The 18327-nt window shown below is 49.5% G+C and carries 10 protein-coding genes; 4 read left to right on the top strand and 6 right to left on the bottom strand.

The window, feature by feature from the left end; genetic code table 11:
• Positions 1-12: 12 nt before the first annotated feature.
• Positions 13-3225 (top strand): AsmA-like C-terminal region-containing protein, encoded by a 3213-nt coding sequence (locus GWG06_RS01585; RefSeq protein ID WP_160710945.1) that lies wholly within the window; start codon positions 13-15, stop codon positions 3223-3225.
• A 130-nt stretch (positions 3226-3355) separates the two neighbouring features.
• On the opposite strand, the gene GWG06_RS01580 is transcribed toward GWG06_RS01585, so the two are convergent.
• From GWG06_RS01580 to GWG06_RS01555, 6 genes are all read right to left on the bottom strand, one after another.
• Positions 3356-5005 carry a RagB/SusD family nutrient uptake outer membrane protein gene (locus GWG06_RS01580; RefSeq protein ID WP_160710944.1) on the bottom strand — a complete coding sequence of 550 codons (1650 nt, stop codon included), beginning with the start codon at positions 5003-5005 and terminating at the stop codon, positions 3356-3358.
• Positions 5006-5034: 29 nt separating this feature from the next.
• A complete protein-coding gene (locus tag GWG06_RS01575; RefSeq protein WP_160710943.1) occupies positions 5035-8046 on the bottom strand; it encodes a SusC/RagA family TonB-linked outer membrane protein in 3012 nt (1003 codons plus the stop codon).
• A 476-nt stretch (positions 8047-8522) separates the two neighbouring features.
• Positions 8523-9767: an MFS transporter gene (locus tag GWG06_RS01570; protein ID WP_127042419.1), complete on the bottom strand. Its 1245-nt coding sequence runs from the start codon at positions 9765-9767 to the stop codon at positions 8523-8525.
• A 29-nt stretch (positions 9768-9796) separates the two neighbouring features.
• Complete coding sequence (locus GWG06_RS01565; protein WP_160710942.1) at positions 9797-10387, bottom strand: TetR/AcrR family transcriptional regulator; 591 nt, start codon at positions 10385-10387, stop codon at positions 9797-9799.
• A gap of 238 nt (positions 10388-10625) precedes the next feature.
• Positions 10626-13031 carry an ABC transporter permease gene (locus tag GWG06_RS01560; protein WP_160710941.1) on the bottom strand — a complete coding sequence of 802 codons (2406 nt, stop codon included), beginning with the start codon at positions 13029-13031 and terminating at the stop codon, positions 10626-10628.
• A 146-nt stretch (positions 13032-13177) separates the two neighbouring features.
• Entirely contained in the window at positions 13178-14074 is an 897-nt protein-coding gene (locus GWG06_RS01555) for a hypothetical protein (protein ID WP_127042413.1), read from the bottom strand.
• 100 nt (positions 14075-14174) lie between these two features.
• On the opposite strand from GWG06_RS01555, the gene GWG06_RS01550 reads away from it, so the two are divergent.
• The 3 genes from GWG06_RS01550 to GWG06_RS01540 are packed head-to-tail and all read left to right on the top strand — an operon-like array spanning position 14175 to position 18315.
• Positions 14175-14972: a glycine-rich domain-containing protein gene (locus tag GWG06_RS01550; protein ID WP_160710940.1), complete on the top strand. Its 798-nt coding sequence runs from the start codon at positions 14175-14177 to the stop codon at positions 14970-14972.
• Between the two features lie 11 nt (positions 14973-14983).
• Positions 14984-15334 carry a hypothetical protein gene (locus tag GWG06_RS01545; RefSeq protein WP_160710939.1) on the top strand — a complete coding sequence of 117 codons (351 nt, stop codon included), beginning with the start codon at positions 14984-14986 and terminating at the stop codon, positions 15332-15334.
• 14 nt (positions 15335-15348) lie between these two features.
• Positions 15349-18315 carry a sensor histidine kinase gene (locus GWG06_RS01540; protein ID WP_160710938.1) on the top strand — a complete coding sequence of 989 codons (2967 nt, stop codon included), beginning with the start codon at positions 15349-15351 and terminating at the stop codon, positions 18313-18315.
• Positions 18316-18327: the final 12 nt, after the last annotated feature.

The raw sequence follows: 18327 nt of genomic DNA, 5'->3' as shown, positions 1-18327 counted from the left end.
CGGGCCATTATTATGAATGCAGGAAAGAAAATCATCCGGGTTGTGTTAATCTGCCTGGCAGCATTGACGCTGCTACTGGTTATTGCCGGCGGTATTTTATACAGTCAGCAGCAGCGGCTGACGCAGCTGGCAGTGAAGGAGCTGAACAAACAGTTTGCCGGCGAGCTGGTGCTGGAAAGCAGCAGCATATCCCCCTTCAGCAACTTCCCCTACGTATCCATTGCCTTGCACCAGGTAAAATTCTATGCCAGCAAGCAGCTGAAAGGCGCTCCCTTGTATGAGGTTAAAAGATTATATGCCGGCTTCAGTCTGCCGGACATCCTGCGCGGGCAGTACAACGTGCGCATCCTGGTATTGTCCGACGGCCGGCTGCACGTGGCCAGGGCGGCCAACGGCGAGGTGGACCTCATCCGGGCGCATACCTTTAAAAGCGATACCACCACCGCAGCCACCGACAGCAGCGATGCGCTGCACCTCGATCTGAAAAAAGTTATCCTGAAAAATATTGATGTCACCTACCAGGATGCCGGCACCGGCTGGAAAGTAGTATCGCATATCGATAAGGTGAAAACCTCCTTCAAAATGGAGGGCGACCACCTGGCGATGCAGCTGGAAAGTAAGCTGCGCGTGGATGTTACTACTAAAACAGATACTACCCTTTTCCGCAACCGCCTGCTCCAGCTTACCATCAACGGCAACTACGATCTTGACAAACAGCAGCTGCAGCTGGCTCCCAGCAGCGTTCGGCTGGAGAACGCGCACCTGCAGCTGGAAGGACTGGCCGCCTTCCGGCCGGATACCTATGTGGATATTAAAGTGAAAGGCGACCGCCCGGATCTCAACCTGTTGTTTGCCCTGGTGCCTAACGATGTAGCTGTTATGCTGGATAAATACCGCCGCGATGGCCGTATATTCTTCGACGGTTCCATTAAAGGCAAACTGGGCAAGGAAGAGATGCCTGCCATCACAGTGAATTTCGGCTGTGAAAACGTGTGGTTCCAGAACAGGCAGATAGACCGGAAGATAGATTCCCTGGGATTCAAAGGTTATTATACCAACGGTCCCGGCCATTCCCTCAAAACATCAGAGTTGCATCTGCTCAATGTAAATGCCAAACCCGGCAAGGGCGTATTCAAAGGCAATTTTGTGATGAAAGACTTCACCGACCCGCAGATCATTATGCAGCTGTACTCAGAACTGGACCTGCATTTCATCGGGGAATTCCTGGGTATTAAAGACCTGGAGCATATCCAGGGAGATATTATCCTCAACATGAATTTCCGGGAACTGGTAGACATGCAGGTACCGGAGCAGAGCCTGGCCCGGCTGAAGGAAGGCGTGCAGAGTGAACTGACAGTCCGCAACCTCTCCTTCCGTATTCCCGGCTACCCGCTGCCCGTGCAACAGATGAACCTCCACGCACAGGTGGCGCAGGGCAGGCTGCAGCTGGACTCAGTTGCTTTTCGTATAGGCAGCTCCGATATTACCGCCGGCGGCTCCATCAGCGACCTCCCGGCTATATTCCACAAGCAGCAAAAACCCGTGGCAGTCACCTTCCATGCTGCCAGCAACAGGATACTTCCGGGAGAACTCATGCAGGCAGACACCTCGCATAAAATATTGCGGCAGGAAGTCATTTCCGGTTTTAACCTCGGGCTGGCTTTTGAAACATCCGTACAGGAGCTGCTGCATCCCAATCCATTGCCCCGCGGCACTTTCACACTGCAGCGCCTCTCTGCCAGCTTCAAACAGTATCCGCACCGCCTGCACGATTTTGCAGCAGACATCATCGTGAATGATACCAGCCTGCGTGTTCGCAATTTCTCCGGGAATATTGACAGCAGCGGGTTTGTCTTCAAAGGGCGCCTGAATAATTATCCGCTGTGGTTTAATAAAATCAAGAAAGGACGTACCGAATTTGCATTCGACTTCAAATCAGACCGCCTGGCGATGAATGACCTCATCAGCAGCCGCGGACGCAAGTTCATCCCGGAAGGCTATTGGTACGAAGAAGCCGGCAAACTGTGGCTGCGCGCCAAACTCAATATGCGCTACGATACCACCTTCAAAAGGGTGGATGCACATATTGCCAATATCTCCGGCACCCTCAAACAGCATCCTATCCAACTGGAAAATATCAAGGGAAGAATCCGGTACGGTACCAATAAATACCTGGTGGTAGATACGCTTACCGGCAAGATAGGCACCACCGATTTTGATATGAATCTGAAACTCTATGCCGGCCCTGACAGAAAAGGTAATAAACGCAATAACTTCTTCAGCTTTAATTCGGCCTTCCTGAATGTGGATGAACTGATGAATTATGACTTCACGGACAAACAGCCGGCCACCACTCCTGCCCGCGTCACCACCGTCCGTGAGAATGATTCTATCCATGCCTCCGGCTTCAATATCTTCAAACTGGATTTTTCTGATTTTGACGCCCAGGTAAACATCGGCAAAATAAAATATCACAAGCTGTGGATGAAATCTGTGGTCGCCAATGTGCATATGATGAAAAGCCGGCAGATAAAGATAGATACCATCTCTGTACGCATGGCCGGCGGACATATCGGTATGCGCGGCACCCTCAATGCTACTGACCCGAAGAAGCTCTATTTCAGAAGCGGCATCCGCCTGGATACTATCGATATGACCAAAATGCTGATGAAGTTTGACAACTTCGGACAGGACATGGTACTTAACAGGAACCTGAAAGGTAAGCTGACCGGGCATATCAGAAGCCATGTACGCCTGCATCCCGACCTGACGCCGGTACTCAGCGAAACAATGGCTAAAATGGACGTGGAAATCCATAACGGTGAACTGATTGATTTCGGACCTATGCAGGCCATGTCTTCCTACTTCAAGGACAAAAACCTGCGCATGGTACGCTTTGATACGCTGCGCAACAAACTCACCTTCAAAGACGGCACCCTGGATATTCCCAGAATGCAGATCAACTCTTCACTGGGCTACATAGAAGTAGCCGGCAACCAGTCTCTCGATCTCCGCATGAACTATTACCTGCGCGTACCCATGAAAATGGTTACCCAGGTTGGATTTCAGGCACTCTTCGGCAGAAAGCGCGAAGACGTAGACCCTGACCAGGTAGACGCCATTGAAAGCCTGGACAGAGGCAAAAAAGGCCGCTTCATGCACCTGAGCATTTCAGGCACACCGGAGAAATACAAAATTGGTCTCGGCAAGAAAAAGACCATTTAATTATTTGATTATTTGAGATTTGATTATTTAAAAATGCAGCGGAGACCTGAGCGTAAAATATTTGCTCAGGTCTCCGCTGCATTTTTAAATAATCAAATCTCAAATAACCAAATAATCAAATAATCAGATTCTAATATCCGGGGTTCCGCACCAGTCCGGGGTTGAGGGCCAGTTCTATTTCAGGGATGGGAAATATTCTTCTGAAGGCATCGTTATCTGCCTTTTTGAAGCCCCATTTACCTTCGAATTTACCGAAGCGGATCAGGTCATTTCTTCTCCAGCCTTCCCAGGCAAATTCCCGTGCGCGTTCCACGAGCATGCTGTCGAGGGTGATACCGGCTACTGCAGGCGCACCTGAGCGGCCACGGACTTTACTGACCAGCACGTCTGCCGTCTGCATCTCTCCCTTTACGGCAGTGGGAGCAGCACCGCGGAGAATAGCTTCTGCCTTCATCATCATAACATCGGCTAAACGAAATACCGGCATGTCATTATTCTGAAAACGGGTGGAGGTATTGATATTTTTATCAGGATAGAATTTGATGGAGCGGGCACCTTTGAGTTGTCCGAGCAGATCATTGCCTACATCCAGTTTGCCTTCGCCGCCGGCCTTCAGTTTCATTTCCGGTGTGATGGTCACCTGCCAGTCGATCTGATGATCCGGTTCCGTGGAAGAAGCGTCCAGTGTTTTGGAGCTTACCCGCTGGATATTAGGCGAGCCGTCCTTATTGGTTTGCGGACCGGCGAGCCAGGTGGTGTTACGGATATCATTCGGGAGGGTGAAGAAAGCGTAAAAATCAGCGATGGTGCTGAGTGCTACGCTGGGACCAAATGCATCCGGCAGGTCATATTTCGCTTTCAGGAAAGGATGCAGACCGAAGCGGGTAAAGTGACAGCCTGGAATCAGGTTGGCATCGTAAGGAATAGCGAAGATGGTTTCTTTGATCTGCGGGCCGTTATCAGGTTTGAAAACGGAGAAGTAGTCGCCATCCAGTGTGTAGGGAGCATTGGTCAGAATGCTGTCTGCCATGGCTACCGCTTCCGGGTAGCGGGATACGCCGGTATAATATTCCGCGTTGAGGTACATTTTTTCCAGCAGTGCAAAAGCCAGCCATTTGGTAGCGCGGCCGTAGGTAGTACCGTCCACTTTCGCAGGAAGGTCTGGCAGAGCGGATTTCAGGGTATTTTCAATAAAGGCAAATACTTCCTTACGCGGTTTGGTAGCTGGTTGTGAAGCCACCGGATAGGTATCTACGATCGGGATATTTCCGAAAGAGTCCATCATAAAAAAGTAGAACAGGGAGCGCATGGTTTTCAGCTCCGCCATGGTAGCGTTTTTGGAAGCGCTGGCAGGCAGGGCATTTACGAGGTTCAGCGCGTTGTTGGCAATGTTGATTCCTCCGAAGCCCCATTGCCAGGAGCTGATAACAAAGGGGAGGTTGCCGGTCCAGGTGTGCAGGTGCAGAAAACGGTATTTACCACCGTCATCGTAGTTACCGTCCCGTGCGGGGATGATGGCTTCATCCGTGGAGAGTTCCTGCAGCATCCAGTAATCCACGCCGTAGCTGAAGCCGGTGCTGTTCATGAAGTAGGTAGCATCGCCGGATTTCGTATTGGCCAGCTGTGCGTATACGGCGCCCACTGCGGCCGCATAGGAAGCGCCGTTGGTGGGAAAGTTGCCGGGTGTATATCTTGATTCAACATCCACATCCAGCTTGCGGCATCCAGCCAGCGTAGTGAATGCCAGTACCAGTGTGCAAAGAAATTTATGACGTTTCATATCAGTCAGAAGAGTTAAGATGTTAACGATTAAAATGCAGCATTCAGGCCAAAGATGAAAGACCGGGTTTTAGGATAGTAGTTTCTTACGTCGATGCCCGGTGTGAGGCCTCCCAGGTCGATTTCAGGATCTATGCCGGTATACTTCGTGATCGTGAAAACATTGTTCACGTTCATATACAACCTGATTTTGCTGATATGCACATTGTTTATTTTGAAACTGTATCCCACTGTCAGGTTTTCCAGGCGCAGGTAAGATCCGTTTTCCAGGAATCTGTCAGAGATGAGGAAAGAGTTTTTATCGTTATAAGATTCCTGCAATGTATATTTTGCGATGTTGGTCATCTTCGCATCAGTAGGCGTATTCACAGCTGCGAGTGTAGCATTCAGTATTTTGTTACCGGTAACGCCACGGAAGAATAAAGCGAGATCAAAATTTTTGTAGCTCAGGTTATTGCTCCATCCGTATGTCAGCTTAGGCTGTGCATTTCCGGCGGGCAACAGATCTGCCGTACTGGGAGAAGTGGTAATGGTGCCGTCTGCGCGCTGATAGGAAGAGATGCCGTCCTTATCTTTCCCAACATAGTGGAACAGTGTGAAAGTACCCAGAGGCTGACCTTCCAGCACTTTCTGACTCCAGTTGCCGGATTGTCCCTTACCTCCCAGGATGGCGGTAGGAATATCTTTCAGCGTAAACTGACCATTAGCCAGAGAGCTGATTTTGTTGGTATTATGCGCCAGGTTCACCGTTGTTTTCCAGCTGAAATTTTTTGTGGACACCGGTTCTGCATTCAACACCAGTTCTATACCCCGGTTGCTGACTTTGCCTACGTTGGCCAGCAGCGTGGTAGTAATGTACTGGGTGGTAGATACCGGGTAATTCCAGATGAGGTCTGAAGTCTGCTTGTCGTATACATCGATTGCACCACTGATACGACCTTTCAGGATACTGAAATCGATACCCAGGTTGAGCATGGCAGTGCGTTCCCATTTCAGGTCAGGGTTGGCGTTCTGCACCGGCGCGATGGCATTGATCAGTTGTCCGTTATCGTAGTAGCGGCCTACTGTGCTGTATTGCAGCTGTGCGGTAAGCGGGTCAAATCCGAGCGAGTTTCCGGAGATACCGTAGCTCACTCTCAGTTTGAGGTCATCGAAGGTGCGGTTGTTTTTCAGGAAAGACTCCTGGCTGATACGCCATGCAGCGGATACAGCGGGGAAATAGCCCCAGCGGTTATTTTTACCGAAAGCAGAGGAACCGTCGTTACGCAGGGAAGCCTGGAAATAGTACTTATCTGCGTACTGATAGTTGGCCCTGGCATAGTAGGAAATCAGCCGCAGGGTGGTCAGTGTGGTATTACCGGTGTTATCGAATACGATAGTACCGGCAGGTGGATTGCTGAGTGAGAGGTTATTGTAGGAAAGCGCATCGCTGCCGAAGCCCTGCGTGGTTACACCAAAGCCGTCGCCGTTGCGGTCTTCCTGCCAGGAGTAGCCGCCCAGTAATTTAATATTGTGCTTACCGAAAGTTTTATCGTAGTTAAAGTAAGACTCAATAATATTTCGTGTATTCGCCCACGTTACCCGGTTGGCTTTACCGTTGTTGCCTCTTGCGAGGGTAGACAAGCTATTGTAGTAAATGTTGCGGGTGTATTGTTCTCTTTGTGTAGTGAGACTGGCTGTGTAGGTCAGTCCTTCCAGTATTTTCACTTCCGCCAGGCCGGTGGCGAGGAATTTGGATGATTTGGTCAGGTCAATATTGTTCGCGATCAGCGCAGCGGGGTTGCTGCTGCCGCGGATATTACCGGCATAATCTTCCGTATAGCTGCCATCAGGGCGTTTCACCGATAATGTTGGCAGGTAGTTGAGCATGTTATACAAAACAGCATCCGGTACATTATTCTGTTTGGTGGTGGTATTAAGTACGGAGAAGTCCAGGCGGAGGCGATCATTGAATGCACGCTGGCCTACGTTGGCGCGGATACCCAGGCGGTTCAGGTCAGAGCCTTTGATGATACCGGGGTTATTGAAATAGTTGACGCTGAAGCCATAGGTAGTGGCTTTTGAGCTTCCCAGGAGCGACAGGTTATGGCTCTGGGAAACGCGGGTGCGCTGTACTTCTTTCTGCCAGTCAGTGTTCACCAGCTGGCCGGTACCTGGTATGGTATCATTGTTCTGCGGCGCCAGTACCTGACCGTTATCCGCGAGATATTTACGCAGTTCGTCGCCGGTAAGCATTTCCAGTCGTTTTGCCACTTTCTCTACTCCTACATAGGCATTATAGGCGATGCGGAACTGATCCGTTTTAGCGCGGCGGGTAGTTACCATAATAACGCCGTTGGCTGCACGCGCACCGTAGATAGCAGTAGAAGCGCCATCTTTCAGTACATCGATAGAAGCAATATCATCGGGGGCCACCATGTCTATAGGAGCGCCGGGCACACCGTCTATTACATAGAACGGTTCCTGTGCGCCGCTTCTCAGCGTTGAAGGGCCTCTGAGGATAACCGTCGGTGTCTGGTTGGGGTTACCGCTTTTGGTGATGGTCAGGCCGGGCACTTTACCCTGCAGCAGCATAGAAGGGTTACCTACCACACCTTGTGTGAACTCGCCGGCATTCACCGAGCTGATAGCGCCCACAAGATTCTTCTTACTGGTTTTACCATAACCGGTGATCACCACATCATTCAGCTGTTTCAGCTGAGGAGTAAGGATAGCATTGATCGTATGTTCGCCGCTGATGGAGATGTCCTTGCTGTCGAAGCCCAGGAAGGCGATATGCAATACGGCGTTGCTGCTGCTTACTTCCAGTTTGTAAAGGCCGTCAATATTTGTGACAACACCTGTTTTAGTTCCTTTTTCTGAAATGCTGACACCAGGCAGCGGTTGATTTCTGTCATCTGTAATTTTACCCTGAATGCTGAATTTTGATTGCGCCATTGCGGGATGCAGCTGCAGGCACAGGCAAATGACGATCAACATAAAAGCAACCGGTGCTTTTACGTAAAAATTCAGCAGCTGGCTACTGAAATAGATTTTGTTCATAAAAGTCTGCTTTTTGAAAAAAAAAGTGAATAATTACGGATACCCATATCCGTTGGTGACATGTTGCTTTTAGGCAATAAAAGAAATGGTCGGATGTGTGCTTCTGTAAGGCATTTCCGGTTGATGACGATACTTATTGATATTGATTTGACTAGTATTTGAAAGGCCGATATGCATAAAGTTCAGCTTTGACACTGCTACATTATTGCAGTGTGTACATTCCGGTAATCAAGAATTTTTCAGGTTGTAAAACTAGAAATGCAAACGGGGAAAACAGCAGGCAAGGTGTTATCAGATTATTAATATTTGGTTATTTGAGATGTGGTTATTTGAGATGTGGTTGCAGTTCAGGATGTGCTTTCAGCGGCGGGGAGGAAACTTATTTTTATGGTATGCATATTAAAAGCAGAAGCCCTCCGGCAGTCCGGAGGGCTTCTGTATCTGATACGAATCTCAAATAAACAAATCTCAAATAACTAAATCTTACTCTCGCCTGATCTCTGTTTGATCATAACGCTGACGCGGTAGATCATGACGATACTGATGAGGGAAAGTACGGCAACAACGTAGCCGACGATGTCGTAGTGTTCGAGCGGGCTGAGTTTATCTTTCTGCATAACAATTTTTCCTGCCACTGCGGCGGCAACACCGCCTGCAATCTGTTGCAGGGAAGAGTTGATGCTCATGAAAGCGCCTCTGTCCGCCATCGCGGGAACACCGCTGGTCAGTGCGTTCGCCGGGATCATACGGCCCAGTATACCAATCATCATCAGGATATTAAAGACCATTACAATGGGTAACGGTGTTGGACCGAGGTTGGTATAAATAAGCGCCGCGATGAGCATCCAGATAACGCCTGCCGTGAAGAGTTTGAATTTATCAATTCTGTCACTGAGCTTTCCTACCAGGGGCATGAAGATCAGGGAGCTGATACCTGCTACCATGAATAATTCCCATAGTTTGCTCTCATCAACTTTCAGGTTGTTAACGGCGAAGGCAGAACCGAAAGGCATCATCATAAAACCGCCGACAGACAGGAGTATTGTTGCCAGGAAGCCCATCCTGTAATCCTTTTTGGCAAAGGTTTTCATCAGGTGACTGAAGGCAGATACAGGCTGTTGCAGCGCAAGATGCTGGGTCAGTGGTTTCAGCAAAAACAGGATCACCAGGAAGATGATAAATGCCAGGCCGGCCACCATCAGGAAAGGCGATTGCCATCCGAGGTGATCTGCTATTTTCAGGCTGACCGGGATACCTAACACCTGGCTGGCGCCAAAGCCCATCATAAGGAAGCCCATAACGCGGCCGCGGTGGTGAATATCAAACAGGTCGGTGACGATAGCCATAGAAATGGAACCGATCACCCCGCCGAACAAACCGGTGATAATACGGGCTGCAATCAGCAGCGGATAAGTGCTGGCCATACCACAGAAGATAGTGCCGAGAATGAATCCACCATAAAAAAACAATAACAGTTTTTTACGGTCAAAACGATCTGCGAAACCTGCCGTGAGCAGTCCGGAAGCCCCGGCACTGAAGGCATAGGCCGATACGGCCCATCCGAATTGTGTAGGAGTCAGGTCCATGGATTTCATGAGCAGATCCCCAAGCGGCGACATCACCATAAAATCTAGTACGACGGTGAACTGGGTGATAGCCAAAATAAAAACGACCAGTTTCTGATAGGTCGAGAAGGGTATTTTTGCGGTATTCTTTTCCATTTTGGTTTAATAATAATTAGGGATGATGGCTAAATCTTCAACGCCCTGAGGACAAGGTCAAATGTCTGCCAGATGATTTTGTTGCTGATTGCAAATGGCCGACCTCCGATACTTCTGCCATCTTTATGAAAACGCAACAACGCGTAAAGCGGTGCAAAGGCTACTGACCAGAAAACCTCTTCAGACATACTGCTGATCTCTTTCCGCTTTATGGCATTCCCTAAAAACTGACGCATCATCTTTTTGAATGAATCTGACAGCGCTTCGGAAGCCTTATTGTGATAGGAAGAGTAACGCAGTTTCTCGAAGAAATTTACTGCATCCGGATATTCCATAAAGTGCCGGGCCCTGTTCTTCCATTGCAGGCGCAAGCCTTCTGCAAACGGTGCATCAGGATCAAAGTCTTTATGGACAACATCATGGAGTCGTTGTCCTTCTTCCAGGGCGAGTCGGAAGATAAGATCATCTTTGTCCTTGTAATAGATATAAAGAGTGGCTACGGAAATATCACATGCTTTGGCCAGCTTGTTTACACTGAAATTCTCAAGACCATCCGCTGCTATCATTTGAATAGCGAGCTTCTTCACCATTTCTTCCTTCTCAGCATTCCTTGTTCGCATCAGGCATAGTTTAATAATTTAGCTATGCAAATATAAGTGAATGTTCACTTAGTTATAAATTAAAAACGGATTAAAATTCAGCATCCGGGGTTAACTGCTTTACTATATTATTCCGGGCGGCATATCCGGCCAGCGTAACAGGCATCCGTCATCTTCAGCCGGTGCGATACGGATTCACCCCTCCGAATGATTGACGGGATAGGCTTTATAGGTAAGGTTATGGCGGAAGATAAAAGTATTAACGCAGGCTTTCAACAGGATTTGCCAGCGCCGATCTGATGGCCTGCGTACAAACGGTAACGAGTGTAATCACCACTGCCAGTATCGCCGTAGCCGCAAATATCCACCAGCTGATATGAATGCGGTAGGCAAATCCCTGCAACCACTGGTTCATCAGCAGCCAGGCTAACGGAGACGATACCAGTATAGCTATTGCTACCAGTTTCAGGAAGTCTCCGGATAATAGTCTGACAATACCTGTAGCACTGGCTCCCAGCACCTTGCGGATACTGATTTCGCGGGTACGTTGTTCTGCTGCATAGGTGACCAGCCCAAATAAACCCAGGCAGGAAATGAGAATAGCAAAAGCGGCGAAAGTGAGGAAAATCTTGCCTGTACGCTCTTCTGCCAGATACAGCCGGTTGAAATCCTCATCCAGGAAAGCATGGCGGAAAGGCTGTCCGGTCATACCGGGAGTGGCATGATACAGGTTTTCTATCTTTCTGATCAGTCCGGGAAAATCGTTGCTCATCACCCGGAAGGCCATACAATCTGCGCGGCTGGCCAGCCGCATGACCACCGGCGGAATTTTAGTGCGCAGGGAGCCGGTATTGAAATCCTTTACGATACCGATCACATTGAAAGGCTGTCCGCCGGCATACAGTATGCGGTTGTTCAGGTCTGTAAAGCCCAGCAGCTTGGCAGCTGTTTCGTTGACGATGATCGTATTCGTGTCTGTCGGGAACCGGGGAGAAAAGTTTCTGCCGGCCGCCATCTCCATCCCCAGGGTAGGAATATAATCAGCATCTACATTCCATTCTGCCAGTCCCATTACCTGTCCGGCGCTGCGTGCAGCATCTTTGGAATAGATGGCCGTGTTCTGCATCAGGGAAGTTGGCAGCATGGCAGTCATGGTACCTGATTTCACTCCCGGCAGCTGCAGTACCTCTGCCCGGAAGGCTTTGGCATGTATCCACAACGAGGCGGTATTATTCAGCACCAGTACCTGTTCGCGGTCATATCCCAGCTGACGGTTACGGATATATCCCAGCTGACTGTAGATCACCAGTGTACCGATGATCAGGATGATAGCAGTGGAGAACTGAAATACCACCAGGCTGTTTCTCAGCCAGCTACCTCTGAAACCACTGGCCAGCTTACCTTTCAACACCTTTACCGGTTCAAAGGAAGAGAGAAAGAAGGCCGGATAGCTGCCCGCCAGTAGCCCTACCACGATGATAACACCGATCAGAGCCGGCAGCAGCCAGCGGTTCAGGAGCATACCTGCGCCAATGGCTTTTCCGGACAACTGATTCAGGTAAGGCAGCAGGAGGAAGGTAAGACACAATGCCAGCACCAGCGCAATACAGCTGGTCAGCACCGATTCTACCAGGAACTGAACAATGAGGTGGCTGCGATGGGAGCCTAATGCCTTGCGCACACCTACTTCTTTTGCGCGGCCCGCAGAGCGCGCGGTGGAAAGGTTCATGAAATTCACGCAGGCGATCAGCAGTATAAACAAGGCGGCTACACAGAAAATATACACGTACTGGATATTACCGGAAGGTTCTATTTCGGCGGTAATATCGGAGTGCAGGTGTATTTTGGTCAGCGGAATGGCATCGTACCTGAAGTGGCCGCCGCTGCGCTCAATATCAGCAATATCACTACCAGTAAGCGTTTTCAGACTGGTCTCCATATAATTCTTTGTTATCTCCTTCATATACTGGTTCAGCTCCTTCTCGCCTATCCCCTTTCTGACCAGTACATAGGTATCGAAGTTATCGCTCATCCAGTTGTCATTGTCTTCGGGATTCCCCACGAGCGAGCGGATGAAGTTGAGATGCAGATGCGACGTAGCCGGCATATCCCTGAACACTGCCGTCACTTCGTAGGTGTTGACATTATCTGTCTGCAGCGTTTTGCCGATGATATCCGTGCTGTTAAAATATTTCAGTGCCATACTCTCGGAGATGGCCATGGTAAATGGTTTGGACAATGCTGTTTTAGCGTCGCCGCTCACGAGGGGAATGGTGAATACATCAAATATGGAACCGTCTGCGGCTACAGTATTTTCTTCCATTAATGTTTCCCGGCCTTTCTTCACCAGAATTTTCCGGTCACCGAAAGAAAGCAAACGGGCAGTATTTTCAACGGCGGGGTAATCCTTTTTCAGCACGGCCGCCAGCGGTGCGGGCGTCTGCCGCTCACGGAAAGCGTTTCCGTTGACGAGGAAATCCGCATTGATACGGAAGATACGATCTGCATTCCGGTGATGGCGGTCGTAACTCAGCTCATCTGCAACAAACAGGGTTATCAGCAAACAGGTAGCAAGACCAATGGCCAGTCCTAAAATATTGATAGCGCTATAGCCTTTGCTTCTCCAGAGATTTCTCCAGGCAATCCTGAAATAATTCAACAGCATTTGTCAGATGATTTTATCAGTTACACCAGCTGTCCTGTAAAATAATGCCATAATTTAACACATTATCTGTCAATACATTACCATTTATCTCTGCGTTGTTAATGTACGTTTTCAATACATATATTGTTCGTAATCGGACAATGTACTCAGTGATCTGTAATCCTGTTCTCACGGGTGTTTGCCAGGTGTTTCAGGATATGCGCCGGCAGCAGCGGACTATCCAGCGCCAGGTCTACGGAATCTTTCTGGAATGTTTTTGCATTGGGTACGCGGTCAAATATTTCATAAAGGGCAATCGGTTCTTCATTAAAACTCACACAGGTGCTGATGAAGCTCAGCTCATTGATCAGGTGGCCTGGCCTTGCCAGCCGGTCTTCCACATCTTTCACGCGGCCTACGAAATGACGCTGACGGATAAACGTAGTACTGTTCATGATGATAAACACATAATTGGCGTACGACGTAATTTTTCCGTAGTACATATGATTGCCTTTACCGGTGCGCTCTACCAGGTATTCATCACCTGACCTGTATATCTCCATGGCAGAGCGCCAGATACGCTCTTCTGTCTGCTTATCTTCATGATAGGGCAGATTACGGTTATAGCAATACCAGCATCCTACCAGGTTATCAAGCAGGGCTGTATTTACCGGCGCCAGCGGTATATTTATCTTCAGTTCCTGAAAGCTGAAGCTGTCGGTAGCATTATTGATGAAGTCTATATAATTCGTATAGCCGAGCAGGCTGACAATGGTGTTCAGCCGTGCGAAATTGGGGCTGCTGATACCGTTTAGCGGCTTACGGGATTTCCAGGGTTTGAGCTTCCTGATAACCAGGTGTTCATAGAAGTAGTTTTCTCCGAAGAATGCAGCGGCTGTTTTAATTCTTTTATGGCGCTGCTGCTTTTCCAGCAGTGTATTAAATTCTGCTGATATGTTTGCCCATTCGGACTTTGACACATCCTTCCATTCCTTCTTCCGGAGGAAATGCCAGGTGATATAGTTCATCAGCCGTTCCAGATGCTGCAATTCTTCCCTACTCATGATAATACGATTTTAAGACGAATATAAGATATAATAATATACCTGTAATACAGGCGTATTATCGGGTATTTTTACTTTAGTATCAGCAAAAAAGATAATTATGAAAAACATGCATCTCCACAATCACCGGCCGCGCGAAGGCGGGACACATACAGCAGACAGGCTGTGGGAACTGATAGATCATTTCTGTATCGATGACCCGGACGCAGCCTTTCCCTTTTCCCGCAAGCTGGCCAGGGAAAACAACTGGAGCCGGGATTTCACCGGCAGCGCCATAGCAGAATACAAACGCTTCATCTATCTCTGCTGCATCTCTCCCACCGGCGCCTCTCCTTCCTACATTATTGATCAGGTCTGGCATTTACATCTGCAATATACTGTTAACTACTGGGAGGAATTCTGCGGAAAAATTTTAGGAAGAAGTATCCATCATCATCCTTCGCGGGGCGGTCCTTCAGAAACAGAAAAACACGGACACTGGCGTAACTCTACCCTGCTGCTTTATGAGAAAACATTCGGCGAAAGTCCGCCGCAGGCTATCTGGTCTGAATCCCCACCTGTTGCAACACCTACCTGGCTTTCCCGTCTGAAAAAATTCTTCTCCTCCGGCTTTCCTTTATCATGCTTTCTGTTACTGACCGCTTCCAGTATACTGCTCACCGGATGCCGCAGCGGGGCGCTGACCAGCATGGCCTTCCTCTTTGGCTTCTTTATGATCTCCCGCATAATAGCTCAGCTGGCAGCAGATAATCCCTCCCGGAAAAAAGATGAACATGGTCATACCACTGGTAACGGAAGCAGTTGCAGTGGTGGAAGCAGCGGATGCAGCAGCGGTTGTAGCGGTGGAGGTTGCGGAGGCGGATGCGGAGGATGTGGTGGCGGAGGATGCGGATCTTAAAAAAACAGTATATGAAAAACATCAGACCACACTGGCACTACGCCCTGGCTGTCATCCTGCTGGCAGTTCCACTGCTTTATATTCACGGGCAGTTCCATACCTGCAACCCATTTTACCTGAACGGCAGGCAATTTCTCACTTTCTTCCTCCTGCTGATGTTGCTGATTAATACGCCTATATTGCTGATGCGCAATATGATGCAGACTGCCGGACGCACAATGGCAGCGGTTTGTCTTGCTACCGGATGCTGCAGGCTGGTGCAGGGTATCAGTCACCACCGGCCCGTAGGATACCTGCTCCTGCTGCTGTTGCTGCAATTATTGTTGCTGGGGTATGCGGCAAAAAAAGTATCTTCCCGGTAAAACGGAGAGCTTTCATGCGCCCTATGTCTATCATCCGGTTTCTGTTATGCCTGTTTATTATGCCGCCGGCAGCGGGTTATGCAGCCGACGGATTCACCTTCCGGTTTATCCGCCTTCCGGGCCACGTACAAAACACCATCATACACGAAGCCACTGCTGACAGCCACGGGCTGCTGTGGTTCTATAACACCACAGGGTTGCACCGGTACGACGGCAACCAGGTACTGACCTTCGACCTGGTCAGCAAGCCTTCTATTCATCACAATTCCATCAACCGGCTGGTCATAGACCGGCAGGATAATATCTGGATGGGCACCCGCATAGGGCTGGTGAAATTTGACACCAGAAAATGGGCGACAACCGTGTATTCGCCTGCCGCCGGAGAAAAGAACAGGTATGCCAATACCGTTATCAAGGCCATTTCCGCAGGCAGTGACAGCTCTATTTACCTTGCCACTGAAGATTCCCGGCTGTACCGCGTTTCCGGGAAGCGCCTTCAAGTAGTCATGGACTTCAAAAATGCAGCCGTCTGGCCGCGCGGCGACAAAAACATCACCCTGATTGCGGAGCCCTTAAAAGACCAGATATGGGTATTACATAACGGCAGGCTGCATAAAATACGCAGAAACGGTAACGGATATACGAAAGAAGCCAGTTATCCTATGCCGGAAATTGCCGGTGATATTACTCCGCAAACGATCTTTCATCCTTCCGGAAAAATTGTTTTTTACGCGGCGCAAAGCGGTATTTATCTTTTTGATCCTGCCACGGGCCGCACCACGCCCCTGCCTGCAGCAGTACAACCGGACAATGAAAAAAAAGGCCGTCCGAAACTGTTGCTGCTGCCTTCCGGACAGATAGCCATCTTTTACAACGAACAGGCTTTGTTCCTCTACGATATAAATACCTGCCGCCTTACCGCATCGGATGACAACCTGATAGAGAATTTCCGCCATAACCATGTTACCTTCATGAGTAACCAGGGGCAAAAAATATTTTTTTCCTACGATAAAGGCATTGCGGAAGTAACCCTGCAACATAGTCCGTTCCGGAATCTGCTGCAAACAGCATCGCATGAAACAGCCTCCCACAGCGTACGCAGCATCTATGCTGCAGCAGGAGGCTCACTATATATCAGCTCCTACAAGGAAGGATTTTTCCGGCTTGATCCGGACGGAAAAAAAACGCCTATCAGCAACGCCTTTGTATACCGCATATTACCCTGGAAAAAAGACAGCCTGCTGCTCGCTACCGAAGGCAGCGGACTGCAATGGTTTCATACCGGCACGCAGCGTATGCAGCCGGCAGCCGGCGATACCAGTGTATTGCACTACGCTACTGCGCTCGTAAGGGAAAATGATTCCCTGGTATGGGCAGGTACCTATAAGGGCGCATTTCTTTACCATAGCCGTACCGGCGTCATTACTACGCCGGATATAGGTCCTGTGGCGCAGCAGCTACGCGACAGTAAAGTCAATGATATTCTGATAGCAGGCAACCGGCGCTATTTTGCTACCGTCAGCGGACTTTATGTCTATACTCCCGCTACCGGCTTCCTCCGGCGCCTGCTCCCGGAAACCCCGGCAGATGTGTTCAACTGCCTGCAACAGGTAAACGGATTACTGTGGGCCGGCACCAATGGCCGTGGCCTCTATTGTATTGACAGCGCAGGACAGATAGTACGGGAATATAATACCCGTAACGGACTGGCCGGCAATAACGTGTATACGCTGGCAGCGCAGGGGCAGACCATCATTGCCGGTACCGATCAGGGCTTGAGCGTAATCAGTGAACAGCGCAGGGAAATCCGCAGTTACTCCCGGATAGACAACCTGCCGGCAGATGAATTCAATCATGCCGCTATTTTCGTATATGCGGACAGGTTATACATGGGTACGCTGAACGGTATTACCACGTTTACCATGCCTGAGCTGGAACAGTACCGCCAATCAGCCATACAGCCCCAGGTATGCTTCACGTCCTTTGCCACCGGCAACAGGGACGGATTGAAATATGATTACCGGTTGCCTTACCGCTCCACTCCTTCGCTGACGGTTACCCCCGACATTAATTTTTTCTCTCTCAGCTTTGGCAGTGCAGATCAGTATGCAGCGCTCCTGAATTATTACTACCGGTTGTCTGCCTCCACTCCCTGGCAGGAAATAGGCCAGAAACACGAGATCAGCATCGCCGGTATTTCACCGGGCAACTATACCGTAGAAGTGGCCATGCGCCGGCCGGGAGAAAATAATATACAGCCTCTGCTGCAAATTCCGCTGACGGTGCAGCCGGCCTTCTATGTTACCTGGTGGTTCAGACTGGCCGTGCTGGCGGCAACCGGCGGACTTATCTGGCTGTTTTTCCGTTACCGCATGGCACAGCTGCTGAAAGAACAACAGCTGCGAACACAAATAGCAGGCGACCTGCATGATGAGATAGGCAGCACCCTCACCCGCATCTATTATCAGGCAGATATGCTCAGCATGAAGCCGGACGACAGACATGCCATTCAGAAAATTGCCGACTCCAGTAAAGAAGCACTCGGTGTTATGAGCGATATGGTATGGTCTATCGACTCCCGCTTTGATACAGCTGCTGACCTGGTATCGCGTATCAAGGATTTTCTCCGTAAAACAGAAGAAGAGCTGGATATCGACTGCTCTATTAAAATAACAGGTAACCATCATGCCCGCCCGTTAAGTCAGATGATACGGCAGAATTTTCTGCAGGTATTCAAGGAGGCGGTGAACAATGCTGCCCGCCATGCGGGCAGTCCGGCTATGACCGTGAACATTCATTTTGCCGGCGACATGACACTGGAAGTAAGCAACCCTGCCGCCGGCAATACAGACCGCATAAGGCAATACCAGGGAGGCCAGGGCATCTATTACATGCAGCTGCGTACCGCGCGCATGAAAGGCCGGCTGGATATTATTCAGGAGGAGGATACCTTTACGTTACGGCTGACAGTACCTTTATAACCGTTGCTCCCC

Origin of the sequence: Chitinophaga solisilvae, assembly GCF_009928525.1 — a bacterium.
Lineage (GTDB): Bacteria > Bacteroidota > Bacteroidia > Chitinophagales > Chitinophagaceae > Chitinophaga > Chitinophaga solisilvae.
Note: the sequence above shows the minus strand (reverse complement) of the source record. Positions and strands in the feature narration are given on the sequence as shown.

Coding starts and splice junctions, on each gene's coding strand:
- GWG06_RS01580 (WP_160710944.1), bottom strand. CDS start 5,005: ATGAAACGTCATAAATTTCTTTGCACACTGGTACTGGCATTCACTACG.
- GWG06_RS01545 (WP_160710939.1), top strand. CDS start 14,984: ATGAAAAACATCAGACCACACTGGCACTACGCCCTGGCTGTCATCCTG.
- GWG06_RS01540 (WP_160710938.1), top strand. CDS start 15,349: ATGCGCCCTATGTCTATCATCCGGTTTCTGTTATGCCTGTTTATTATG.
- GWG06_RS01570 (WP_127042419.1), bottom strand. CDS start 9,767: ATGGAAAAGAATACCGCAAAAATACCCTTCTCGACCTATCAGAAACTG.
- GWG06_RS01585 (WP_160710945.1), top strand. CDS start 13: ATGAATGCAGGAAAGAAAATCATCCGGGTTGTGTTAATCTGCCTGGCA.
- GWG06_RS01560 (WP_160710941.1), bottom strand. CDS start 13,031: ATGCTGTTGAATTATTTCAGGATTGCCTGGAGAAATCTCTGGAGAAGC.
- GWG06_RS01565 (WP_160710942.1), bottom strand. CDS start 10,387: ATGCGAACAAGGAATGCTGAGAAGGAAGAAATGGTGAAGAAGCTCGCT.
- GWG06_RS01575 (WP_160710943.1), bottom strand. CDS start 8,046: ATGAACAAAATCTATTTCAGTAGCCAGCTGCTGAATTTTTACGTAAAA.
- GWG06_RS01555 (WP_127042413.1), bottom strand. CDS start 14,074: ATGAGTAGGGAAGAATTGCAGCATCTGGAACGGCTGATGAACTATATC.
- GWG06_RS01550 (WP_160710940.1), top strand. CDS start 14,175: ATGAAAAACATGCATCTCCACAATCACCGGCCGCGCGAAGGCGGGACA.